Origin of the sequence: Marivibrio sp. (assembly GCF_040218065.1) — a bacterium.
Taxonomy (GTDB): domain Bacteria; phylum Pseudomonadota; class Alphaproteobacteria; order UBA8366; family Aestuariispiraceae; genus Marivibrio.
The window spans coordinates 38,822-59,490 of record NZ_JAVJQE010000001.1 but is presented as its reverse complement, the minus strand read 5'-3'; the positions used below and the strand labels follow the sequence as shown (position 1 = coordinate 59,490).

Genomic DNA, 20,669 nt, shown 5'->3' with positions numbered 1-20,669 from the left:
GCGGCCAATTCACGAGCGCGTCCCGGATCTGCGCCCTGAGCCGCTCGCCGGCGCAACGCTTTGCTGCTGCGCTTTCTCCGCGTCGCGAACGTGCTCGTCCTGCTCGTCGTCCTCGATCGCCCGCCAGGCGGCGCCGTCGAGGTCGCTGTATTGTCCGGACTTCAGCGACCAAAGAAAGGCGGCGAGTCCGAGGAGTCCGAGCAGCAGCGCCGCGGGGATCAAAAGGACCAAATGGTTCATGCCGTCCCCGCCGACCGGGCGTCGGCGCGCTCGGCCGGCGCCGTCTTGATCGCGCGCGCGCCCGCGCCGGGCGCGCGCCGGGCCTGGCGGTCCAGCGCGCGAGTCATCCGGCCGGCCCCCAGGTTGAGGCGCAACGCGTTCGAGATAACCACGATCGACGAGCTCGACATCGCGATCGCGGCCACCAGCGGCGTCACGTAACCCATGACCGCAATCGGAACCGCGATCATGTTGTAGACGACCGCCAGCCCGAAGTTCTGCAGGATCAGCGCGCGCGCCCGACGGGCCACATCGAGCGCGCGGACCACCGCGTCCAAGCTTTCATGCAGGAAGACGAAGCCCGCCGCGCGCCGCCCGACGTCGGCCGCCGTCGCCGGCGCGATTGAGGCGTCGGCGGCGCTGAGCGCCGGCGCGTCGTTGACCCCGTCGCCGACCATCAGGACGCGATGGCCGTCCTGTTGCAGCGCTTGGATCCGCGCGATCTTGTCGGCGGGCTGCAAGCCGCCGCGCCAGCGGTCCGCGCCCAGCGTACGGGCCGTTTCGGCGACCCGGCTCGGATGGTCGCCGGAGATGATTTCCGGCTCGAACCCTTCGGCGTCGAGCCAGGCCAGCGTGCCGGCCGCGCCGGCGCGCGGCGCGTCCTCGAAGCGATAGAGCCCCAGCAACGCGCCGTCCTGCGCCAGCGCGACGCCCGCCTGATCGGCGCTCGGGTCGTCAAGCGCCCAGGCGGGACGGCCTAAGCGCAGCAGCGCGCCGTCGCCAAGCCGCGCCTCAAGTCCGCAGCCCGGCGTCTCGCGGATCGCCGACAGGGCGGGCGCGCTCGGCCGCTCCTGCAGCCGCGCCGCCGCCTGGGTCAGCGCCTGGGAGTAGGGATGCAGGCTGTTCCGGGCGAGCGCGCCGGCGAGCGACAGCGTCGCCGCGTCGTGACCGTCCGCATCCAACAGGCGCGGCCGGCCGACGGTGAGCGTCCCCGTCTTGTCGAACAACACCCGGTCGACCCGCGCGAGCGTCTCAAGCGCGGCGCCGTCCTTCAGCAGAACGCCGTGCCGGAAAAGGCGACCCGCCGCGACGACCTGAACCACCGGAACCGCCAGCGCCAGCGCGCAGGGACAGGTGATGATCAGCACCGAGATCGCGATGTAGAGCGCGCGGTACCAGTCGCCCTCAATCAGACCCCACCCCATGAAGGTGGCGAAAGCGGCCAAATGGACGATCGGCGAGTAGAAGGAGGCCGCGCGATCGGCGTAGCGTCGGAAGCGCGGCTTCGCGCTTTCGGCCGTCTCCAGCATGGCCATCATCTCGGCCAAGAAGGACTGGCTGGCGGGCTTCGTCGCCTCCAGCGTCAGCGCGCCGGAAAGGTTGAGCGCGCCGGCCGGCAACTCGACCCCGGGGCCGACCGCCACGGGATCGCTCTCGCCCGTGGCGATGGCCGCGTCCACGTCTCCGGCGCCCTCGATCACGCGGGCGTCGAGGGGGATGCGCTCGCCCGCCGCAACGAACAGACGCTCCCCCGCCCGGATCGCATCCAGCGGCCGCCAGATCCGCGCGCCGTCAGCCGTGACGACCGTCGCGCCGCGCGGCGCCATGCGCTGCAAGCCGGCGGCGGCGCTGCGCGCGCGCTCGCGCATCACGTGGTCGAAGGTCCGCCCGATCAGCAGAAAGAACAGCAGCGTCACCGAAGCGTCAAAATAGGCGTGCGGGCCGCTCTGCGAGGTCTCGTAAAGGCTGACGACGACCGCCAGCACGATGGCCAGCGAGATCGGCACGTCCATATTCATCCGCCCGCGGCGCAGCGCCGCGACGGCGGGCCGAAAGAAGGCCTGTCCGGAAAACGCGACCGCGGGGACCGCGATCAGCGCCGAAATCCAGTGGAACAGGTCGCGGGTCGACCCCTCGGCCCCGGACCAGACCGAGACCGACAACAGCATGATGTTGCCGGCGGCGAAGCCGGCGACCCCGAGCTGAAGGATCAGGCGTTTGAGCGTCGGATCGCCGTCGTCCGCGGCCGCATCGATGGGATGCGCGTCGTATCCGAGCCGCTCCAGCGCCGCGAACACCGCGTCAGGATCGGCCGCGTCGCGCCGCCAGGTGACGGACAGGCGCTTGGTGGAGAGGTTGACGCGCGCGTCCTGCACCGCGCCCAGCGCGCCCATCGCCGTCTCGATCGCCCGAATGCAGCCGCCGCAATGAATGGCGGGCACGGAGAAGTGGGTCTCGATCGTCCCGCCGCCCAAATCGCGACTCGCGGCGAGCACCTCCTCGCGCGCGGCGCGCCTGGCCGGCGGACCCGGATCGCCCGGCGCGCGCGCGGCCTCCTCGCAGGCGTCGGCGGCGGCGCGACAGCAGCTCATTGCGCGATCCCGTCCCGGATCGTGATGCGGTAGGTCATGAACCAGGGTTCCTGGGTCGCAGTCTCGACGGTGACCGCGACCTCCCACAAGCCGTCCTCCAGCGCATCGGCGACGGTATAGTGCCCAGGCCCGACTTTGGCGAGCGTCACATCATGGTCGCGCTGCTCGAAGGTCGGACGCCCGACATGAGCCGTTACGGCCGAGGCGGAGATCGGCGCGCCCTCTGCGTCCGCAAGGCGCAGGCTGATCTCGCCGCCGGCGTAGCCGACGTCGCCCGTCCAGCCGCGCTCGGCCTGCTCCGCCGCCGCGGCCAGCTTGGCGTTGTACTCTTGGCTGGCGACATAGGAGTTCTGGACCACCAGGCCGGTCCAGGTGGAGCTGGCGTTGAAGGCCAGGACCATATTGACGGTGACGATCGTCCCGAAGAATGCGCAGAGCACCCCGAACATATGCCAGCCGGTGAAACGGTCCGGCCTGAAGACGGATTTCAGCATCAGTTCTGCTCCCGACTGACGAAGTTGCTCAGATACTCGGCCCGCTCGGAGCCGAAGATGTCCTCCACCGTGAAGGTGATCTCTACGGGCGAGTCCGCGATCTCGGCCGGGTCGGTCTGCACGAAGACGCGCTGGTTGGTCAGCTGGTCGGGTTCGACGTCGAGCACGATCGACTGACGCGGATCGTCCGCCGCCTGCGGCGTCGTCATGTAGGCCCCCGGGACCCCCTCCATGCTGAGGCGCACGGTGCGCGGCTCCGGCATCATGTTCAGGATCTTGATGGTGTAACCGTTGCGCACATTGCCGTCCGACAGCATGACGAAGCGCGGATTGCGGTCGTGAAGAACGTTTAGGTCGAGCCGCTCGCGGGTGGCCACATGCCAGACCATGGCGAGACCGATCAGCCCCCAGATCGCGAAATAGATCATCGTGCGCGGGCGCAGGATCGCCTTCGGCCCGGTGTGCTTCACCTCGCCGCTGAGCTTGCCGTCGGCGGCGCGCACGCGGTTGGGGTCGATGCGCCCCTGCGAGTCCTTCGCCAACGCCATATTGGCGTTGTAATCGTTGAGGGTCGCGTAGGAGATGAGCCCCCGCTCGCGCCCCAGCTTGTCCATCACCTGATTGCAGGCGTCGATGCACAAGGCGCAGGTGATGCATTCCAACTGCTGCCCGTCGCGAATGTCGATGCCGGTCGGACAGACGGCGACGCAGGCGTTGCAGTCGACGCAGTCGCCGACCGCCTTGCCCTCATAGGCGGATTTCTTCTGGTGCCGGGAGCGCGGCTCGCCCCGCCAATCATTGTAGGTGACGGTCAGCGAGTTCTCATCCAGCATGGCGCCCTGGATGCGCGGCCAGGGGCACATGTAGATGCAGATCTGCTCGCGCATGTGGCCGCCGAGCCAATAGGTCGTGAAGGTCAGAATGGCGATCGTGGCGTAGGCGACTCCGGCCGCCTCGCCGGTGAACACGTCGACGAACAGCGTCGGCGCGTTGTCGAAATAGAAGATCCAGGCGCCGCCGGTCGCCGCGGCGATCAGCACCCAGATGGCGTGCTTGGCCGTGCGCTTGGCGATCTTGTCGACGTTGTAAGGGGTTCGGTCGAGCTTCATCCGCTTGTTGCGGTCGCCCTCGATCAGCCGTTCGACCCAGATGAAAAGGTCGGTCCACACCGTCTGCGGGCAGGTGTAGCCGCACCAGGCGCGTCCCACCGAACTGGTGATCAGGAACAGCCCGATCCCCGCCATCACCAGCATGCCGGCCACATAGTAGAACTCCTGCGGCCAGATCTCGATCATGAAGAAATAGAAGCGCCGGTTCATGAGATCGACGAGCACCGCCTGATCCGGCGCGTACGGACCGCGGTCCCAGCGGATCCAGGGCGTCACGTAGTAGATTCCCAACGTGATCGCCATGATGATCCACTTGAGCCGACGGAACGTCCCCTCGGTGCGCTTGGGATAGATCTTCTTCTTCGGCGCATAGAGCGGCTGCTGCTGGTCGCGCCGGTTCACCGGCTCGACATCGATCCGATCCGCCTGGGGGGCCTGGTCGTCCTTGACGACTTCGTCGGCGATGCTCGTCATCTCGTCCTTTGCTTTCTCAGCGTTGGCGGACCGAAGGCCGCGCCCTACTCGCCGCCGCCCAAGGAATGGACGTACAGCGTGAGCTGCTTGACGGTGGTCTCTCCCAGCCGGTCGACCCAGGGCGGCATGACGCCGTGCTGCGGGTCGTAGATCTGCGCGGCGATCTGGTCGACGTCGCCGCCGTACAGCCAGATGGCGTCCGAGATGTTCGGCGCGCCGAGCGCGGTCATGCCCTCGCCCTCCGCCCCGTGACAGCTGGCGCAGTTGATCTCGTAGTTCTCGGCCGCGGCCGAGGCCATCTGCGCGTCGTGCTCCAACCCGGCGAGGGACCGGACGTAATGGGCCAGCTCCCGGATCTGATCGCGGTCCAGGATCTGATCCGTCCCGAAGGACGGCATCATGGAGAACCGGCTGTCCGGATCCTCTTCATGTCGCACGCCGTGGGCGATCGTGGTGTAGATCGCCTCGAGATCGCCGCCCCAGATCCAGGCGTCATCGTTCAGGTTGGGATAGCCGTAGCCGCCCTGCGCGCCGGAGCCGTGGCACTGTGAGCAGTAGACCTTATAGGCGGACTCGCCGCCCGCGGCGGCGAAGCGCATCAGCTCGTCATTCGCGGGGACTTCGCTCACCTCGGTCTCCGCCAACTGCTGCAGCATGCCGGCCTTCTCCGCCTGGGCCTCGTCCAAGGCCTTGTGCAGTTCGCCGCGGCTGGAGTAGCCGCCGACGCCCTCGGTCGCCGAATTGATCAGCGGAATCGACGGGTAGTAGATCATGTAGCCGATCGAGAAGACGATCGTGGCGTAGAAGATCCACACCCACCAGCGCGGCAGCGGATTGTTCAGTTCCTTGACGCCGTCCCATTCGTGGCCGGTCGTCTCGACGCCGGTTACGTCGTCGATTTCCTTCTTGTGGTCGTCGCTCATCACTCGTCACCTTTCAGCGGAATGTTGGCCGCGTCCTTCGCGATCTTCTTGCCGCTCGGCCGGAAGGTGAAGACGACGATGCCGACGAACAGCACGACCAGATAGAGAAGGCCCCAGCTGTCCGCGAAATGACGGAAGGTGTTGTAGTCGATATCCATCGAACGGGCCCCCTTAGCGGAAGTTCTCTTCGGCCTGATAGGTCGAGAAATCGACCAGCGTGCCGAGCATCTGCAGATAGGCGATGATCGCGTCCATCTCGGTCAACCGCGACGGATCGCCGTCGAAGTCGCCGAGCTTGGCCTTGGGATAGCGGCTCTCGACGCCGTCCCAATCGCCGTCTTCCGTCGCCTGCGCGACCAGATCGGCGGCGGCGTTCTCGATCATCTCGTCCGTGTAGGGGACGCCGAGCCTCTGGTTCGCGACCAGGTGATCGGTGATCTCGTCCGGATCGATCTCGCGGTCCAGCAGGAAGCCGTAGGGCGGCATGATCGATTCCGGCACGACCGACTTCGGGTCGATCATGTGCTGGACGTGCCATTCGTTGGAATAGCGGTCGCCCACGCGCGCAAGATCCGGCCCGGTCCGCTTCGAGCCCCACTGGAACGGCCGGTCGTACATCGACTCAGCCGCGAGGCTGTAGTGGCCGTAGCGCTCCACCTCGTCGCGGAAGGGGCGGACCATCTGGGAGTGGCAGACGTAGCAGCCCTCCCGGACGTAGACCTCCCGTCCCTTGAGCTCCAGCGGCGAGTAGGGCCGCACCCCGTCGACTTCCTCGATCGTATTGTCGAGGTAGAACAGGGGTGCGATCTCTACGACGCCGCCGATGGTGACGGTGACGAAGGCCGCGGCGAGAAGCAGTGTGGCGTTCTTCTCGAGCTTCTGATGCTTATCCATAAGCCCCATGACGTGGCCCTCCTTACTCGGCCGGCTGCGCGGCGTGGGTGGCGGCGGAAACCATCGGCTTCTCCTCCCGCTCCTTGCCGCGGATCGTCTGGTAGATGTTCCAGGCCATGACCAGGGCGCCCGCCAGGTAGAGCAGACCGCCGAAGACCCGAAGCGCATAGTAGGGATGCATGGCCGCAACCGTCTCCGCGAAGGAGTAGACCAGGAAGCCCTGATCGTCGTACTCGCGCCACATCAGACCCTGGGTGATGCCCGAAACCCACATCACGGCCGCGTAGACCACGATGCCCAGCGTCGCCAGCCAGAAGTGCCAGTTCACCATGCGCAGGCTGTAGAGCTGACGCCGGCCGAACAGCCGCGGGATCAGGAAGTAGATCGCCGCGAAGGAGATCATCCCGACCCAGCCGAGCGCGCCGGAATGCACGTGCCCGATGGTCCAGTCGGTGTAGTGGCTGAGGGAGTTGACCGTCTTGATCGACATCATCGGCCCTTCGAAGGTCGACATGCCGTAGAAGGCCAGCGCGATCACCATCATCCGGATCAGCGGGTCGGTGCGCACCTTGTCCCAGGCGCCCGACAGCGTCATCAGACCGTTGATCATGCCGCCCCAGCTGGGCATCCACAGCATCACCGAGAACACCATGCCCAAGGTCTGCGCCCAGTCTGGCAGCGCGGTGTAGTGCAGGTGATGCGGACCCGCCCAGATGTAGAGGAAGATCAGCGACCAGAAGTGGACGATCGACAATCGGTAGGAATAGACCGGCCGCTCCGCCTGTTTCGGCATGAAGTAGTACATCATGCCGAGGAAGCCGGCGGTCAGGAAGAAGCCGACCGCGTTGTGGCCGTACCACCATTGGGTCAAGGCGTCCTGCACGCCCGCGAAGGCGGAGTAGCTTTTCGTCCCCATCAGCGAAACCGGGATCGCCAGATTGTTCACCACGTGCAGCATCGCCACCGTGACGATGAAGCTGAGATAGAACCAGTTGGCGACGTAGATGTGCGGCTCGCGCCGTTGAATGATCGTGCCGAGGAACACGACCAGATAGGCGACCCAGACGATGGTGAGCCACAGATCCACATACCATTCCGGTTCGGCGTATTCGCGGCTCTGGGTCGAGCCCAGCAGATAGCCGGTGGCCGCCAGAATGATGAAGAGCTGATAGCCCCAGAAGACGAACCAGGCGAGATCGCCGCCGAACAGCCGCTGGCGGCTGGTTCGCTGCACCACCCAAAAGCTCGTGCAGATCAGCGCATTGCCGCCGAAGGCGAAGATCACCGCCGAGGTGTGCAGCGGACGCAGCCGACCGAAGTTCAGGTAGGGCTCGATGTTGAGCTGCGGCCAGGCCAGCTGGGCGGCGATCACGACGCCGACCAGGAAGCCGACGATCCCCCAGAACACCGTCGCCACAGCGCCGTACTTGATCGGCCCGTCCATATAGGCGGTCGCGCCGCCTTCGCCGCCGCGAAGCGGGATCTGCGCCGGATCGGCGGAGGTCTTGCGTTGCAGCAGCAGATAGGACGACGCGACCAGCACGAAGAACAGGATCCAGGCGTGCGCCTGGAACAGCTCGTCCCGACCGAACGCCGCACCGAACAGGGCAAGGATCGCCGCCGCAGCCACCGCGATCACTTGTGCAGCATGTTTCATCTCTTTGGTCCTCGCTTGAGGCGGCCGGTCTTCGCGGCCGTTTCTGATCTCGAAGAGTGAAGCGCTTCTCCCCCGCCTGACGGCGGACACACTCCTCCCTCGCCTCGTGCCGCGGACTATGGTCGATACGGTCGGATCGCTCCTTGATCGAGATCAACGAAAAGCTGCGCGCCCGTCGCCATGATGAGACCGCATCGCCCGGATTTCCCGGCGCGGCGGGGCGCGCGGCGCCTGGGCGCGGACTGACAGCGTCGAATTGTCGCGCAGCAAGACGGAACGGACGCCATGATCGAGCACTCGCCCAAGACCAACGCCAAGACGACGCCGCACGGCGCCGTCGTCGCCGGGCCCGGGGCCGCCGTGGCCCAGAACGTCGAGATCATGCGCGCCCACCACGAGCGAATCCTGCGCTTGTGCGACGAGTTGGAGGCGATCGCCGATTCCTTGCCCGAGCGCGTGGACGTGCGGGAATGCCTAAAAGTGGCGCGCGCGCTCGCGCCGACGGTGCGGGCGGCCCACAGCTTTGAGGAGGAGACCTTTTTTCCGCTGGCCCGCGCCGTCGCCGGCGGCGGCCGGGCGCGCTTCGAAGAGAATGTCCGCCGGCTTCTGGGCGAGCATCAGGAAGATGAGAGCTTTGCGGAGGAGGCGGCCGAGGCGCTGCTGGACTGGGGCCTGTGCACCGATCGGCGCGGCTCGGAGATTACCGGCTACATGTTGCGCGGGCTGTTCGAGACCCTGCGCCGGCATGTCGCCTTCGAACGCGAATACCTGATCGCGCCGGTGGAGGCGACGCTGGCGACCTGAGGCCGGCGTGCGTCCTTGATCGGAAAAACCCTGTGATCCCGTCCGGAGCCCGGCGGAGAGCCGGGATCTCGGCGCGCGGGCGGATCCTGCGAGATCCCGGCTCGGCCTGCCGAGCGCCCGGAACGCCGGCCTTCCCATCGCCTAGCCCGCGAGCCGCCCCCTCCCCGAAAACCGGGACGTGGGGCCGAGAGGCGCCCCTCAGGACGCGCCGACCTTCGCCTCTTCCATCATCCCGACGAAGCGCTTGAAGAGATAGTGGCTGTCTTGCGGGCCGGGCGAGGCCTCTGGGTGGTACTGCACCGAGAAGACGGGCTTGCCCTTCAGACGGATGCCGGCCAGCGACTTGTCGAAGAGCGAAAAATGCGTCTCCTCGACCTCGGCCGGCAGGCTCTCCCGTTTGACCACGAAGCCGTGATTCTGACTGGTGATCTCCACCTTGCCGGTGGTCAGGTCCTTGATCGGATGATTCGCGCCGTGATGGCCGAGATGCATCTTCTCGGTCTCCGCCCCCAGCGCCAGCGCCAACATCTGATGGCCGAGGCAGATGCCGAAGGTTGGAACGCCCGATCGCACCACCTCCCGGATCATCGGGACGGCGTATGCGCCGGTCGCCGCCGGATCGCCCGGTCCGTTCGACAGGAAAACGCCGTCCGGCTTGCGGCGCAACACGTCGTCCGCCGTCGCGCTCGCCGGCAGAACGGTGACCGTGCAGCCGAGCGCCGTCAGATTGCGCAGGATGTTGCGCTTGATTCCGTAATCGACGGCCACGACGTGGAAACGCGCCTCGCCCGCCGGCGCATAGCCGGAGCCGAGGCTCCACATCCCCTCCGACCAGTCGTAGGGTTGCGTGCAGGAGACGTCCTTGGCGAGGTCCATGCCCTCAAGCCCGGGCCAGTCGCGCGCCAGCGCATGCAGCGCCGCCGGATCGATCTCGCCGTCGGGCGCGACTTGCAGCGCCCCGTTCGGGGCGCCCCGGTCGCGGATGCGCCGGGTCAGCGCGCGCGTGTCGACGCCGGCGATCCCCGGCAGGTCATGCGCCTTCAGCCAGCCGTCGAGATGCGAGGCGGCGCGGAAGTTCGACGGCTCCGTCACGTCTGCGCGAATGACCGCGCCGCAGGCGGACGGCGTCGTCGTCTCGACATCCTCCATATTGGCGCCGACATTGCCGATGTGCGGGAAGGTGAAGGTGACGATCTGTCCGGCGTAGGAGGGGTCGGTCATGATCTCCTGATAGCCGGTCATCGCGGTGTTGAAACAGACCTCGCCGACCTTGGTCGTCGCCGCCCCGACGCCGCGGCCCCAGAAGACGGTCCCGTCGGCCAGCACGAGAGCGGCCGTCGCCCCGTCAGGCTTCGGCGGATAGGCGGGGGCGTCGGTCATAGCAGAGAACTCCAGCGGTCGGGCCGGTGGGAGAGATACGGCAAGAGTTTTGCGCGGTCAAGCCGACCCGCCCGGCCTCACTTTTTCGACAATTCAATTATTTCAGACACTTAAACCCTTTCGCCTTTGTTGCGCGTCTGCCCGCTTTCCCATATCGTGCTGCGCCGGCCGCGGATGCAACGCGGCCTTTTATCTTCGTTAGGGCAGGCGAAGGACCGGCGGGATGGCCGACACCATGCGCGACAAGCTGAACGAGGCCTTGAAAGAGGCCATGCGCTCGAAGGATCAGCGGGCGATTTCGACGCTGCGACTGATCCTGGCGGCGCTGAAGGACCGCGACATCGCATCTCGCGGCAAGAGCGCTGACGGGCGCATCACCGACGACGAAATTTTGCAGATGCTGCAGTCGATGGTGAAGCAGCGCGAAGACTCCATCGCCATGTACGAGCAAGGAGGCCGCCTTGAGCTCGCCGAGCAGGAACAGGCCGAAATCGACGTCATCCGGCGCTTCCTTCCCACGCAGATGAGCGAAGACGAGATGCAGTCCGCCGTCGACGAGACGGTCGCGGAGCTCGGCGCCGACTCGCTCAAGGAAATGGGCAAGGTCATGGCCGCGCTGCGCAGCCGCTACGCCGGGCGCATGGATTTCAGCAAGGCGTCGGGTTTGGTGAAGAAGAAGCTCGGCGGCTGAGAGGTCGACCCCTTCCCTCATCGCAGACTCCCCGCGAAGGCGGGGACCTCGCGAGGCCCGCACTGGCGATGGCGCTTGCTGAGACAAGCCCCCCGCCTTCGCGGGGGCGCCCCTGGCCGACGTCCTGGAGCGCGCGCCCTACAGCAAGTCGCGCAGCAGTCCGATCAACGGCTCGTCGGCTGGCGGCATGGGATAGTCGCGCAGGCGCGCCGGCGGCGCCCAGGCGAGATCGGCGTGCTCCAACGCCTGCGGCTCCCCCTCCCAGACGCGGCAGGCGAAGACCGGCATCAGCAGGTGAAAATCGTCATAGCCGTGGCTGGCGAAAGCGACGGGGGCGAGGCAGCTGCTGCGCGTCTCGATCCCCAGCTCCTCCTTGAGTTCGCGGATCAGCGTCGCCTCCGGGGTCTCGCCGGCCTCGATCTTGCCGCCGGGGAACTCCCACAGACCGGCCATCGCCTTACCCTCCGGGCGCTTGGCGATCAAAACCCGGCCGTCCGCGTCGACCAACGCGGCGGCGGCCACCAGAACGATCGGCGCGGACCGGCCCGCCTCGCGGCTTTCCGCCCGCCAACACCCGTCCAGGATTTCGCGCTCGTCCATCGCGCTCACGGGGCCCTCAGGTTCGGTAGTCGGCGTTGATGTCGATGTAGCCGTGGGTCAGATCGCAGGTCCACACCCGCGCCTTGCCGCGGCCGATCCCCAGATCGACGTCTATCTTCACGTCTCGGCCCTTGAGATGTTCGGCGACGGGGGTCTCGTCGTAATCGGCGACGCCTTCGCCCTTCTCGGCGATCACGACGCCGCCCATGGCGACCGTCAACCGGTCGCGATCGGCCCGCTCGCCCGCCTTGCCGACAGCCATCACGATGCGGCCCCAGTTCGCGTCCTCGCCGGCGATCGCGGTCTTGACCAGCGGGGAGTTTGCGATCGACAGGCCTACGCGCCGAGCCGCCTTGTCGGAGGCCGCGCCGGTCACGTCGACGGTGATGAATTTCTGCGCTCCCTCGCCGTCTTTCGCGACAAGGACGGCCAGGTCCGTCATGACCTGGGTCAACGCCTCCCGGAAGCCCTTCAACGCCTTGTCGGACGCCTTCTTCGGGGCCTTGTTGCCAGCCGCGCCGGTGGCGGCGACCAGCACCGTGTCGCTGGTCGAGGTGTCGCCGTCCACGGTCATGCAGTTGAAGCTCTTGTCGACGGCCTTGGTCGTCAGCTTCTGCAGCACGGCCTGGGGAATCGCGGCGTCGGTGAAGAGGAACGCCAACATGGTCGCCATGTCCGGCGCGATCATCCCGGAGCCCTTCGCGAAACCCGCGATCGTGACCGGGACGCCGTCAATGGTGCAGCTCGCGCTCGCGCCCTTGGGAAAGGTGTCGGTCGTCAGGATGGCCTGGGCGGCGCGGCTCCAGCCGTCGCTTTTCAGGCTCTTATGCAGTTTGGGCGTTGCTTTGGAGATACGGTCGGCCGGCAGCTTGACGCCGATCACGCCGGTCGAGGCGACCAGCACCTCCTTCGGCTTGCAGCCCACCGCCTCGGCGGCGGCGTCCACCATGACGCGCACCGCCTCCATCCCCGCCTTCCCGGTGAAGGCGTTGGAGTTGCCGGCGTTGACCAGAATCGCCCGCGCCGAGCCCTTCTTGAGCACCTGCGCGCACCAGTCCACCGGCGCGGAGCGGGTGAGCGAGCGCGTGAGCGCGCCGGCGACCACCGTGCCGGGCGCCAACTCGGCCATGAACAGGTCGGGCCTGCCCTTGTATTTGACCCCGGCCGAGGCGCCGCCCAGGCGGACGCCGTCGATCGGCGGCAGTTTCGGAAAACTCTTCGGCGCCAACGGCGATCGCGCGGTCATGGCCCGCCTGCTCCCCCCTCGTCCAACCCGTTTATCAAGGCCGCCGCGTCGCGGCGCTCACTGCAGCTGCGGCTTCGCCATCTCGCCGCCGTCCAGATCGAAGCGCTGCACCTCCGCCTCGTCGACAATCTCGTCGGCCACCTGAAACGCCCGCTCTTGGCCGAGCGCGGCGACCAGGCGGGGGCGCATCTCCTCGAAGCTCGCCGGATCGACCGTGCGTTTGTCTTCGACCAGAATCACGTGCCAGCCAAACTCCGTCTGAATCGGCTCGGCGGTGTAGGTGTTCGGCTCCAGCCCGAAGGCCGCGTCATTGAAGGCGGGCACCATCTGGCCGCGCTGGAACCAGCCGAGATCCCCGCCTTGGGCGCCGCTCGGGCCCATCGAATGCTCCTGCGCCAGCGCCGCGAAGTCCGCGCCGTCGCCCATCTGACGGATCAGATCGGCGGCCTGCTCCTTGGTGTCGACCAGGATGTGGCGGGCCTTCACCTCTTCCCGCGGGGGATTTTGCTGCAGCCAGCGCTCATATTCCCCGCGCAATCGCTCCTCGCTCAGCGAGTCCTCGACCGCACGGCTCAAGTAGGTGTCGCCGATGATCCGTCCCTCGACCTCGGCCAGACGCTCCTGGACCTCGGGATCGCTCGCCAGGCCGGCTTCGCGGCCGCGCTGCTCCAAGACCTTCTGCTGCACGAGGTTCTCGACCAGCGAGGGGTAGATCGCGCCGAACCCTTGCGCCTGATATTGCTGCGGCAGGCTGCGATAGGCGTCGCGCACCTCGCCCAACGTGATCGTTTCGCCGCCCACCACGGCGGCGGGCTGCGCCGGATCGAGACTCTGCGCGGCGGCGGGCGACGGGCCCGCGACGCTCAAGCCCGCGGCGAGGGCCAGGGCGGGGATCAGGGCGGCGACGGTGCGGATCATCGGATGGCTCCTCGGGTCCGGGACGGGGTTTGGGACGGGGTTCGGGCTCGGCCGCGCGGCGATCGCGGGCTTAAGCGATATAGCGTGCGCACGAAACCACACTCGCCGCCGCTTCACAAGCCGCCGGCGGCGCCTGACGGCGGCCTGAAACCCGCGGCGTTCCGCGGCTGTCGTTGACAGCGCGCCCCCCGCCCCTTATGTGCTTCAAGCGATGAAATCGCGCCCCTGTCAATGCGGCGGCGGGCAGGGCGGGCGCCCGCACGTTTCATACCGCAAGCCCTTAGCTCACGGCGGAATTACTTGATGCTCTCCGGACTGCTCAAATCCGTATTCGGATCGGCCAACGACCGCGAACTGAAAGCGCTCCAAAAGAAGGTCGAGGCGATTAACGCCCTTGAGCCGGAGATGGAGGCGTTGGACGACGCGGGCTTGAAGGCGCGCACCGACTGGCTGCGCAAGCGTCTGGCCGACGGGGAGAGCGAGGATCAAATCCTGGTCGACGCCTTCGCCACCGTGCGCGAGGCGGCCAAACGCACGCTCGGCCAACGCCATTTCGATGTGCAGCTGATGGGCGGCGTGGTGCTCCACCAGGGCAAGATCGCGGAAATGAAGACGGGCGAGGGCAAGACGCTCGTCTCCACGCTGGCCGTTTATCTGAACGCGCTGGCGGGCCGCGGCGTCCATGTCGTGACGGTCAACGACTATCTCGCCAAGCGCGACGCCGCCTGGATGGGCGAGATCTACAATTTCTTGGGGCTGAGCGTCGGGGTGATCGTCCCGGGCCTGTCCGATCCGGAGCGCCAGCAGGCCTACGCGTGCGACATCACCTATGGCACGAACAACGAGTTCGGCTTCGACTATCTGCGCGACAATCTGAAGTTCCGCCTGGAGCAGATGGTCCAGCGCGAGTTCAATTTCGCCATCGTCGACGAGGTGGATTCGATCCTGATCGACGAGGCGCGCACGCCGCTGATCATTTCCGGACCGACCGAGGACAGCTCCGAGACCTACCGCACCGTCGATCGTCTGATTCCCAGCCTGCAGGAAGACGACTACGAGATCGACGAGAAGCAGCGTTCCGTCACCCTGACCGAACAGGGCCAGGAGCATATGGAGCGCCTGCTGCGCGAGCACACGGAGCTGCTGAGCGAGGAAGGCGGCCTGTACGACATCCAGCACGTAAGCGTCGTGCACCACGTCAATCAGGCGCTGAAGGCGCGTCTGCTCTTCACGCGCGATAAGGATTACATCGTCAAGGACGACAAGGTCGTCATCATCGATGAGTTCACCGGCCGCATGATGGAGGGGCGGCGCTTCTCGGACGGGCTGCATCAGGCGCTTGAGGCGAAGGAGGGCGTCAAGGTTCAGATGGAGAACCAGACGCTCGCGTCCATCACCTTCCAGAATTATTTCCGCATGTATCCCAAGCTCGCCGGGATGACCGGCACGGCGATGACGGAAGCGGGGGAGTTTGAGGAGATCTATAAGCTGCAGGTGGTCGAAATGCCGACCAACAAGCCGATGCAGCGCAAGGATTTCGACGACGAGGTCTACCGAACCTCAGCCGAACGCGACGCCGCCGTGATCGAGCAGATCAAGGAAGCGCATTCGCGCGGCCAGCCGGTGCTTGTCGGCACGGTGTCGATCGAGAAGTCCGAGGACTTTTCCCGCAAACTCGAGACGGCGGGCCTCAAGCACAACGTCCTCAACGCCCGCCATCACGAGCAGGAAGCCTACATCATCGGCGAGGCCGGCGTGCCGGGCGGGATCACCATCGCGACCAACATGGCCGGCCGAGGCACCGACATCCAGCTGGGCGGAAATTACGAGCTGCGGGTTTGGAAGGAGCTGGCCGACGTCCCCGACGGGCCGGAGCGCGAGACGCGCGAAAAGCAGATCGCCGAGGACATCCAGGCCAAGCGCCACAAAGTGCTGGAGGCGGGCGGCCTGCTTGTCATCGGCACCGAACGTCACGAGAGCCGGCGCATCGACAACCAGCTGCGCGGCCGGTCCGGTCGTCAAGGCGATCCGGGCGCATCGACCTTCTACGTCAGCTTGGAAGACGACCTGATGCGGATCTTCGGCTCTGAGCGGATGGACTCCATGCTCGGCAAGCTGGGGATCGAAGAAGGCGAGGCGATCGTCCACCCGTGGGTCAACAAGGCGCTTGAGAAGGCGCAGCAAAAGGTCGAGGCGCGGAACTTCGAGGTGCGCAAGCAGCTTCTCAAGTTCGACGACGTCATGAACGATCAGCGCAAGGTCATCTTCGAGCAGCGCATCGAACTGATGCGCGCCGACGACGTCTCCGAGACCGTGAAGGACATGCGCGCCGAGACGATCGACGACCTGATCGCCCGCACCATTCCGCAGCAGGCCCTCCCCGATCAGTGGGAGATCGACTCTTTGCATGAGGAATGCCTGCGGCTGTTCAATCTGAATCTGCCGGTCGCCGACTGGGCCAAGGAAGAGGGCGTCGGCCGCGAAGAGATGCGCGAGCGGATCGCCCAAGCGGTCGACGAGAAGATGGCGCAGAAGGCGGCGAATTACGGGCCGGAAATCATGCGCATGGCGGAGCGCAGCCTGCTCCTCCAGCTGCTCGACAACGCCTGGAAGGATCATCTGCTGCAGCTCGACCACCTGCGCCAGGGCATCGGTCTGCGCGCCTACGCTCAGCGCGACCCTTTGAACGAATACAAGTCCGAGGCGTTCGATCTGTTCGAGGCGATGCTGTCCAATCTGCGCAGTCAGGTGACCAGCGTTCTCGCCCATGTCGAGCTGCGGGTCGAGGGCGGTCCCGAGGCGCTGCAGCCGCGCGAGGACTCAAGCGCCGCGCGGCGTCAAGAACTGCACCCGGCGGCCGACGCCGATATTGAGGCCGTGGCGAACGCAGGCGGCGGCGCGTCGGTCGAGCCCGCGCGCGCCCCGGCCGCCGCTGCGACAGGGGCCGGCGTTCAGACTGCGGAGCGCCCGCCGGCGCCGGCCGAAATCCCGGATCACTGGGTCAAGCATGAGGATACGGGCCGCATGCTCGACCCGAACGATCCGCAGACCTGGGGCAAAATCCCGCGCAACGCGAAGTGCCCCTGCGGATCGGGCAAAAAGTTCAAGCAGTGCCACGGAAAGGCGTGAGCGGCTGATGACGCGCGCCCGCTGAGGCGCGGGAACCGAGCGCGTCTGACCGGATCGCCTTTCCCGGCGACCGGAAAAGGAAAGGGCGGATCGTCGGCTCGGCCGTGAGCCGGGCCAACCGGTATGGGCGCCTCGCTCGGTCTCCGATTATCCCGGCTCTTGGGCCGAGATGACGGTACTCAGCCGCCTGACGCCCTTCTCGCCAGCGGGGCCCGCCAGCCGGACCCGCCAGCCTACCGCCGAAAAGAAAAAAGCCCGCCGACGGCGCCGTCGGCGGGCTTTCTCGTTTCAGCCGTAAAGCCGGGCTTAGTGCTTCTTCACGTCCGCCCAGGTCTGGCGCTTGACCGCAATCAGCAGGCCCGTGAACAGCGCCAGGAAGATCAGCACTTTCACGCCGGTCTGCTTGCGCTCCTCCAGCTTCGGCTCCGACGCCCAGGCGAGGAAAGTCGCCACGTCGTAAGCCTGCTGTTCGACGGTCGCCTCGGTGCCGTCCTCATACTCCACCCCGTCAGGATAGAGCGGAGGCGGCATGGCGATCGCGCCGCCGGGCATGTACTCGTTGTACCACTGGCCGGGCAGCAGATCGACGCCTTCCGGCGCGTCGACATAGCCGAGGCCGAGCAGCGCGTGCATGTAGTCCGCACCCGACGAGAAGCCCTTGATCTGCAGCATCGCCAGGAAGTTCTGCCCGATGCCGCCGAAGCCGTGGGCGCGGTTCTTGATGATCAGCGACAGGTCCGGCGGATAGGCGCCGCCGTTGGCCGAACGCGCCGCCTGCTCGTTCGGGAAGGGACTGACGAACTTGTCCGACGGCTCGGCCGGGCGGAAGAACATCTCGCCGAACTCGTTCGGGCCGTCCTCGACCTCGAACTGCGCCGCGAACTCCTTCACCTGGTCTTCGGTGTAACCGATGTCGGTCAAGTTCCGGTAGGCGACCTGCTCCAGCCCGTGGCAGCTGGCGCAGACCTGGGTGTAGACCTGCAGGCCGCGCTGGGCCGAGGCGCGATCGAACGTGCCGAACGGCCCCGTCCAGGACCACTCCATCTGCGGCGGCTTCGCGGCCTCGCCCGCGGCCTGGGCCGGCTGGGCGAAGCCGAGGGTCCCGACGAGCGCCGCTGCGGCGGCGACGAGACCAGCGCTTTTGAACGCGTTACGCATTACGACTTCTCCATCTTCGCGGCCGTCGCGCCGGCCATGCCGCCGCCGCCGGCCTTCAGAACCGGTTCGGAGATGCTCGCCGGGAGCGGGCGCGGACGCTCCATCCAGCCGACCAACGGCGTCAGCACCAGCAGCGAGAAGAAGTAGTACAGCGTCGTCCACTGCGCGATCGACACGTAAGGCTCTTCCGCCGGCTTGCCGCCGACCCAGCTGAGGATCACGAAGTTGATCGCGAACGAAATCACGATCCACTTGTTGATCGGGCGATAGCGGTTGCTGCGCACCTTGGAGGTGTCGAGCCACGGCAGCAGGGCCAGCACCACCAGCGCGCCGAACATCGCCAGCACGCCCGCCAGCTTGGCGTCCATGATCCAGCTGAGGAACCAGCTGAAGAACCACCAGTCGTCGGTGAACGAGCGCAGGATCGCATAGAAGCCGAGGAAGTACCACTCGGGCACGATATGCGCCGGGGTGACCAGCGGATCCGCCTGGATGTAGTTGTCCGGGTGGCCCATGTAGTTCGGCGCGAAGAACACGAAGAAGGCGAAGACGATCAGGAAGACGCCGAGACCGACCGAATCCTTCGCCGTGAAGTACGGGTGGAAGGGCACGGTGTCCTGCGGACCGCGGACGTCGATGCCGTCCGGGTTGTTCGACTTCGTCACATGCAGCGCGACCACGTGCAGCATCACCACGCCCAGAATGATGAAGGGGAACAGGTAATGCAGCGCGAAGAAACGGTTGAGCGTCGGGTTGTCGACCGAGTAGCCGCCCCACAGCCAGACCACGATGCTGTCGCCGACGACCGGGATCGCGGAGAACAGGTTGGTGATGACCGTGGCCCCCCAGAAGCTCATCTGGCCCCACGGCAGCACGTAGCCCATGAAGGCCGTGCCCATCATCAGCACCAGGATGACGACGCCCAGGATCCAGAGCAGTTCGCGCGGCTGCTTGAAGGAGCCGTAATACATGCCGCGGAAAATGTGGATGAAGACCACGATGAAGAACATCGAGGCCCCGTTCATGTGCACATAGCGCAACAGCCAACCGAAGTTGACGTCGCGCATGATGCGCTCGACCGAATTGAAGGCGTGGTCGACATGCGCGGTATACTGCATCGCCAGCATGATGCCGGTCAGGATCATCACGACCAACGTGACCATCGCGAGCGCGCCGAAGTTCCAGAAATAGTTCAAGTTCTTCGGCATCGGGAAGGTGCCGTATTCGGCGTGCATGTAGCTGAACACCGGCAGGCGGGAATCAACCCAGCGGATCACCGGGTTCTTGAAAGTGGGCTTGGACTGGCTGCTCATGGCTTTCTATCCCCTACCCGATCGTGATCGCGGTCTCGGAGGTGAACTCGTACCCAGGCACCGGCAGGTTGGACGGCGCCGGGCCTTTGCGGATCCGACCCGAGGTGTCGTAGTGCGAGCCGTGGCAGGGGCAGAACCAGCCGCCGAACTCGCCCTTCGGATCGCTCGGCTTCTGGCCCAGCGGAATGCAGCCGAGATGCGTGCACACGCCCACCATCACCAGCCACGGGGCTTGCTGGACCCGCTCCTCGTCCGGCTGCGGGTCGGGCAAGGCGGCGACCTCGACCGAGCGCGCGGCCTCAACCTCCTCCTCCGTCCGGTGGCGGATGAAGACCGGCTTGCCGCGCCACATGACGGTGATCGCCTGGCCGGTTTCGACCGGGCTCAGATCGACGTCGATGGAGGCCAACGCCAGCACGTCGGCCGACGGGTTCATCGAATCGATTACCGGCCACAGAAACGCGCCGGCGCCGACGGCGCCGGTGGCCACGGCCAGGTAGTTCAGAAAGTCGCGGCGTCCGCTCTTCGCGTCATCGCCGCCGTCGGGCTGGGTCGCATCAGCCATCCGTCATCCCCTTAAGCTTGCCGCTTCGGGCCAACCGCCCGCAGACTCACAAATCAGAGCGTTCGGGCCGGATCGAACGTTTATCTAGCGTTCAAAGCCCGCGGGACGAGCCGGTTTGCGACAACACGCCGCAAGGCGCTGACAGCTATCGCGGCCGGGCCCCCGCCCCAAACCGGCGCACCTATACCCGATGGAGATCGGCTTGCAAAGTCGCGATTGGACGGGCTAACCCCTCATTCCATGAGCATTTCGCCGCACCTCGCCCTCTACCAGCCGGACATCCCCCAGAACGCCGGGTCCATTCTGCGTCTCGCGGCCTGCATGGGCGTCGGGCTGTCTGTGATCGAGCCGGCCGGCTTCGTCTGGTCGGACCCGAAGATGCGGCGCGCAGGCCTCGACTACATCGCCAAGGCCCATCTGACGCGGCATCTCGATTGGGACGCCTTCAAGGCGGCGATGGACGGGCGCCGGGTCGCGCTGTTCACCACCAAGGGGGCGACGCCTTACACCGAGTTCGCCTTTAGACCCGACGACGTGCTGCTGTTCGGCAGCGAAAGCGCCGGCGTCCCGGCGTGGGTGCACGACGCCGTCGACGCGCGCCTCGTGATCCCGATGCGCCCCGGCTTGCGCTCGCTCAACGTGGCGCAATCGGCGGCGATGGCGCTGGGCGAGGCGTTGCGCCAAACAGGCGGCTTTCCCGCCGCGCCCGAAGCGGATTAAAGT

At 66.6% G+C, this 20,669-nt stretch carries 19 protein-coding genes; 4 read left to right on the top strand and 15 right to left on the bottom strand.

What is annotated here, in order from left to right:
- Positions 1 to 9: 9 nt before the first annotated feature.
- Genes ccoS through ccoN form a run of 8 tightly spaced genes read right to left on the bottom strand, consistent with a single transcriptional unit; the run spans position 10 to position 7,929 of the window.
- Positions 10 to 240, bottom strand: a complete 231-nt coding sequence (gene ccoS / locus RIB45_RS00280; RefSeq protein ID WP_350047553.1) for a cbb3-type cytochrome oxidase assembly protein CcoS — start codon at positions 238 to 240, stop codon at positions 10 to 12.
- Complete coding sequence (locus tag RIB45_RS00275) at positions 237 to 2,591, bottom strand: heavy metal translocating P-type ATPase (RefSeq protein ID WP_350047551.1); 2,355 nt, start codon at positions 2,589 to 2,591, stop codon at positions 237 to 239. The genes ccoS and RIB45_RS00275 overlap by 4 nt, the downstream gene beginning before the upstream one ends.
- Positions 2,588 to 3,085, bottom strand: coding sequence for a FixH family protein (locus RIB45_RS00270; RefSeq protein WP_350047548.1), 498 nt, complete (start codon positions 3,083 to 3,085; stop codon positions 2,588 to 2,590). Before RIB45_RS00270 ends, RIB45_RS00275 begins: the two co-directional genes overlap by 4 nt.
- Positions 3,085 to 4,668, bottom strand: a complete 1,584-nt coding sequence (gene ccoG / locus RIB45_RS00265) for a cytochrome c oxidase accessory protein CcoG (protein ID WP_350047546.1) — start codon at positions 4,666 to 4,668, stop codon at positions 3,085 to 3,087. Before ccoG ends, RIB45_RS00270 begins: the two co-directional genes overlap by 1 nt.
- A 44-nt stretch (positions 4,669 to 4,712) precedes the next feature.
- A complete protein-coding gene (gene ccoP, locus RIB45_RS00260) occupies positions 4,713 to 5,591 on the bottom strand; it encodes a cytochrome-c oxidase, cbb3-type subunit III (protein WP_350047544.1) in 879 nt (292 codons plus the stop codon).
- The gene (locus RIB45_RS00255; RefSeq protein WP_350047542.1) at positions 5,591 to 5,749 is read right to left on the bottom strand and encodes a cbb3-type cytochrome c oxidase subunit 3; all 159 of its coding nucleotides are present in this window, start codon (positions 5,747 to 5,749) and stop codon (positions 5,591 to 5,593) included. The genes ccoP and RIB45_RS00255 overlap by 1 nt, the downstream gene beginning before the upstream one ends.
- Before the next feature lie 13 nt (positions 5,750 to 5,762).
- Positions 5,763 to 6,494, bottom strand: coding sequence for a cytochrome-c oxidase, cbb3-type subunit II (gene ccoO / locus RIB45_RS00250; RefSeq protein ID WP_350047540.1), 732 nt, complete (start codon positions 6,492 to 6,494; stop codon positions 5,763 to 5,765).
- Between the two features lie 13 nt (positions 6,495 to 6,507).
- Complete coding sequence (gene ccoN, locus RIB45_RS00245) at positions 6,508 to 7,929, bottom strand: cytochrome-c oxidase, cbb3-type subunit I (protein ID WP_350047776.1); 1,422 nt, start codon at positions 7,927 to 7,929, stop codon at positions 6,508 to 6,510.
- Positions 7,930 to 8,427: 498 nt separating this feature from the next.
- On the opposite strand from ccoN, the gene RIB45_RS00240 reads away from it, so the two are divergent.
- A complete protein-coding gene (locus RIB45_RS00240; RefSeq protein ID WP_350047538.1) occupies positions 8,428 to 8,946 on the top strand; it encodes a hemerythrin domain-containing protein in 519 nt (172 codons plus the stop codon).
- Positions 8,947 to 9,144: 198 nt separating this feature from the next.
- On the opposite strand, the gene carA is transcribed toward RIB45_RS00240, so the two are convergent.
- The gene (gene carA / locus RIB45_RS00235; protein WP_350047536.1) at positions 9,145 to 10,326 is read right to left on the bottom strand and encodes a glutamine-hydrolyzing carbamoyl-phosphate synthase small subunit; all 1,182 of its coding nucleotides are present in this window, start codon (positions 10,324 to 10,326) and stop codon (positions 9,145 to 9,147) included.
- A gap of 223 nt (positions 10,327 to 10,549) precedes the next feature.
- Between carA and RIB45_RS00230 the strand changes: the two genes are divergently transcribed.
- On the top strand, positions 10,550 to 11,017 hold the full coding sequence (locus RIB45_RS00230) for a GatB/YqeY domain-containing protein (protein ID WP_350047534.1): 468 nt from the start codon (positions 10,550 to 10,552) through the stop codon (positions 11,015 to 11,017).
- A 138-nt stretch (positions 11,018 to 11,155) separates the two neighbouring features.
- On the opposite strand, the gene RIB45_RS00225 is transcribed toward RIB45_RS00230, so the two are convergent.
- From RIB45_RS00225 to RIB45_RS00215, 3 genes are read right to left on the bottom strand one after another with little or no spacing between them, the layout of a single operon-like run.
- Positions 11,156 to 11,617, bottom strand: coding sequence for a (deoxy)nucleoside triphosphate pyrophosphohydrolase (locus tag RIB45_RS00225; RefSeq protein ID WP_350047774.1), 462 nt, complete (start codon positions 11,615 to 11,617; stop codon positions 11,156 to 11,158).
- A gap of 16 nt (positions 11,618 to 11,633) precedes the next feature.
- The gene (gene argJ, locus RIB45_RS00220; RefSeq protein ID WP_350047532.1) at positions 11,634 to 12,863 is read right to left on the bottom strand and encodes a bifunctional glutamate N-acetyltransferase/amino-acid acetyltransferase ArgJ; all 1,230 of its coding nucleotides are present in this window, start codon (positions 12,861 to 12,863) and stop codon (positions 11,634 to 11,636) included.
- A 57-nt stretch (positions 12,864 to 12,920) separates the two neighbouring features.
- Positions 12,921 to 13,781 carry a peptidylprolyl isomerase gene (locus tag RIB45_RS00215; protein ID WP_350047530.1) on the bottom strand — a complete coding sequence of 287 codons (861 nt, stop codon included), beginning with the start codon at positions 13,779 to 13,781 and terminating at the stop codon, positions 12,921 to 12,923.
- A gap of 303 nt (positions 13,782 to 14,084) precedes the next feature.
- On the opposite strand from RIB45_RS00215, the gene secA reads away from it, so the two are divergent.
- Positions 14,085 to 16,910: a preprotein translocase subunit SecA gene (gene secA / locus RIB45_RS00210; RefSeq protein ID WP_350047528.1), complete on the top strand. Its 2,826-nt coding sequence runs from the start codon at positions 14,085 to 14,087 to the stop codon at positions 16,908 to 16,910.
- Between the two features lie 306 nt (positions 16,911 to 17,216).
- Here secA and RIB45_RS00205 read toward each other — a convergent pair whose 3' ends face one another.
- The 3 genes from RIB45_RS00205 to petA are packed head-to-tail and all read right to left on the bottom strand — an operon-like array spanning position 17,217 to position 19,946.
- On the bottom strand, positions 17,217 to 18,068 hold the full coding sequence (locus RIB45_RS00205; protein WP_350047526.1) for a cytochrome c1: 852 nt from the start codon (positions 18,066 to 18,068) through the stop codon (positions 17,217 to 17,219).
- A complete protein-coding gene (locus RIB45_RS00200) occupies positions 18,068 to 19,381 on the bottom strand; it encodes a cytochrome b (RefSeq protein WP_350047524.1) in 1,314 nt (437 codons plus the stop codon). The genes RIB45_RS00205 and RIB45_RS00200 overlap by 1 nt, the downstream gene beginning before the upstream one ends.
- A gap of 13 nt (positions 19,382 to 19,394) precedes the next feature.
- A complete protein-coding gene (petA, locus tag RIB45_RS00195) occupies positions 19,395 to 19,946 on the bottom strand; it encodes a ubiquinol-cytochrome c reductase iron-sulfur subunit (RefSeq protein ID WP_350047522.1) in 552 nt (183 codons plus the stop codon).
- A gap of 240 nt (positions 19,947 to 20,186) precedes the next feature.
- On the opposite strand from petA, the gene RIB45_RS00190 reads away from it, so the two are divergent.
- On the top strand, positions 20,187 to 20,666 hold the full coding sequence (locus RIB45_RS00190; RefSeq protein WP_350047520.1) for a tRNA (cytidine(34)-2'-O)-methyltransferase: 480 nt from the start codon (positions 20,187 to 20,189) through the stop codon (positions 20,664 to 20,666).
- Positions 20,667 to 20,669 lie beyond the last annotated feature (3 nt).

Bases quoted from the DNA above. Each gene is read 5' to 3' on its own strand.
- ccoS (WP_350047553.1), bottom strand. From the start codon at position 240: ATGAACCATTTGGTCCTTTTGATCCCCGCGGCGCTGCTGCTCGGACTC.
- RIB45_RS00275 (WP_350047551.1), bottom strand. From the start codon at position 2,591: ATGAGCTGCTGTCGCGCCGCCGCCGACGCCTGCGAGGAGGCCGCGCGC.
- RIB45_RS00270 (WP_350047548.1), bottom strand. From the start codon at position 3,085: ATGCTGAAATCCGTCTTCAGGCCGGACCGTTTCACCGGCTGGCATATG.
- ccoG (WP_350047546.1), bottom strand. From the start codon at position 4,668: ATGACGAGCATCGCCGACGAAGTCGTCAAGGACGACCAGGCCCCCCAG.
- ccoP (WP_350047544.1), bottom strand. From the start codon at position 5,591: ATGAGCGACGACCACAAGAAGGAAATCGACGACGTAACCGGCGTCGAG.
- RIB45_RS00255 (WP_350047542.1), bottom strand. From the start codon at position 5,749: ATGGATATCGACTACAACACCTTCCGTCATTTCGCGGACAGCTGGGGC.
- ccoO (WP_350047540.1), bottom strand. From the start codon at position 6,494: ATGGGGCTTATGGATAAGCATCAGAAGCTCGAGAAGAACGCCACACTG.
- ccoN (WP_350047776.1), bottom strand. From the start codon at position 7,929: ATGGACGGGCCGATCAAGTACGGCGCTGTGGCGACGGTGTTCTGGGGG.
- RIB45_RS00240 (WP_350047538.1), top strand. From the start codon at position 8,428: ATGATCGAGCACTCGCCCAAGACCAACGCCAAGACGACGCCGCACGGC.
- carA (WP_350047536.1), bottom strand. From the start codon at position 10,326: ATGACCGACGCCCCCGCCTATCCGCCGAAGCCTGACGGGGCGACGGCC.
- RIB45_RS00230 (WP_350047534.1), top strand. From the start codon at position 10,550: ATGGCCGACACCATGCGCGACAAGCTGAACGAGGCCTTGAAAGAGGCC.
- RIB45_RS00225 (WP_350047774.1), bottom strand. From the start codon at position 11,617: ATGGACGAGCGCGAAATCCTGGACGGGTGTTGGCGGGCGGAAAGCCGC.
- argJ (WP_350047532.1), bottom strand. From the start codon at position 12,863: ATGACCGCGCGATCGCCGTTGGCGCCGAAGAGTTTTCCGAAACTGCCG.
- RIB45_RS00215 (WP_350047530.1), bottom strand. From the start codon at position 13,781: ATGATCCGCACCGTCGCCGCCCTGATCCCCGCCCTGGCCCTCGCCGCG.
- secA (WP_350047528.1), top strand. From the start codon at position 14,085: ATGCTCTCCGGACTGCTCAAATCCGTATTCGGATCGGCCAACGACCGC.
- RIB45_RS00205 (WP_350047526.1), bottom strand. From the start codon at position 18,068: ATGCGTAACGCGTTCAAAAGCGCTGGTCTCGTCGCCGCCGCAGCGGCG.
- RIB45_RS00200 (WP_350047524.1), bottom strand. From the start codon at position 19,381: ATGAGCAGCCAGTCCAAGCCCACTTTCAAGAACCCGGTGATCCGCTGG.
- petA (WP_350047522.1), bottom strand. From the start codon at position 19,946: ATGGCTGATGCGACCCAGCCCGACGGCGGCGATGACGCGAAGAGCGGA.
- RIB45_RS00190 (WP_350047520.1), top strand. From the start codon at position 20,187: ATGAGCATTTCGCCGCACCTCGCCCTCTACCAGCCGGACATCCCCCAG.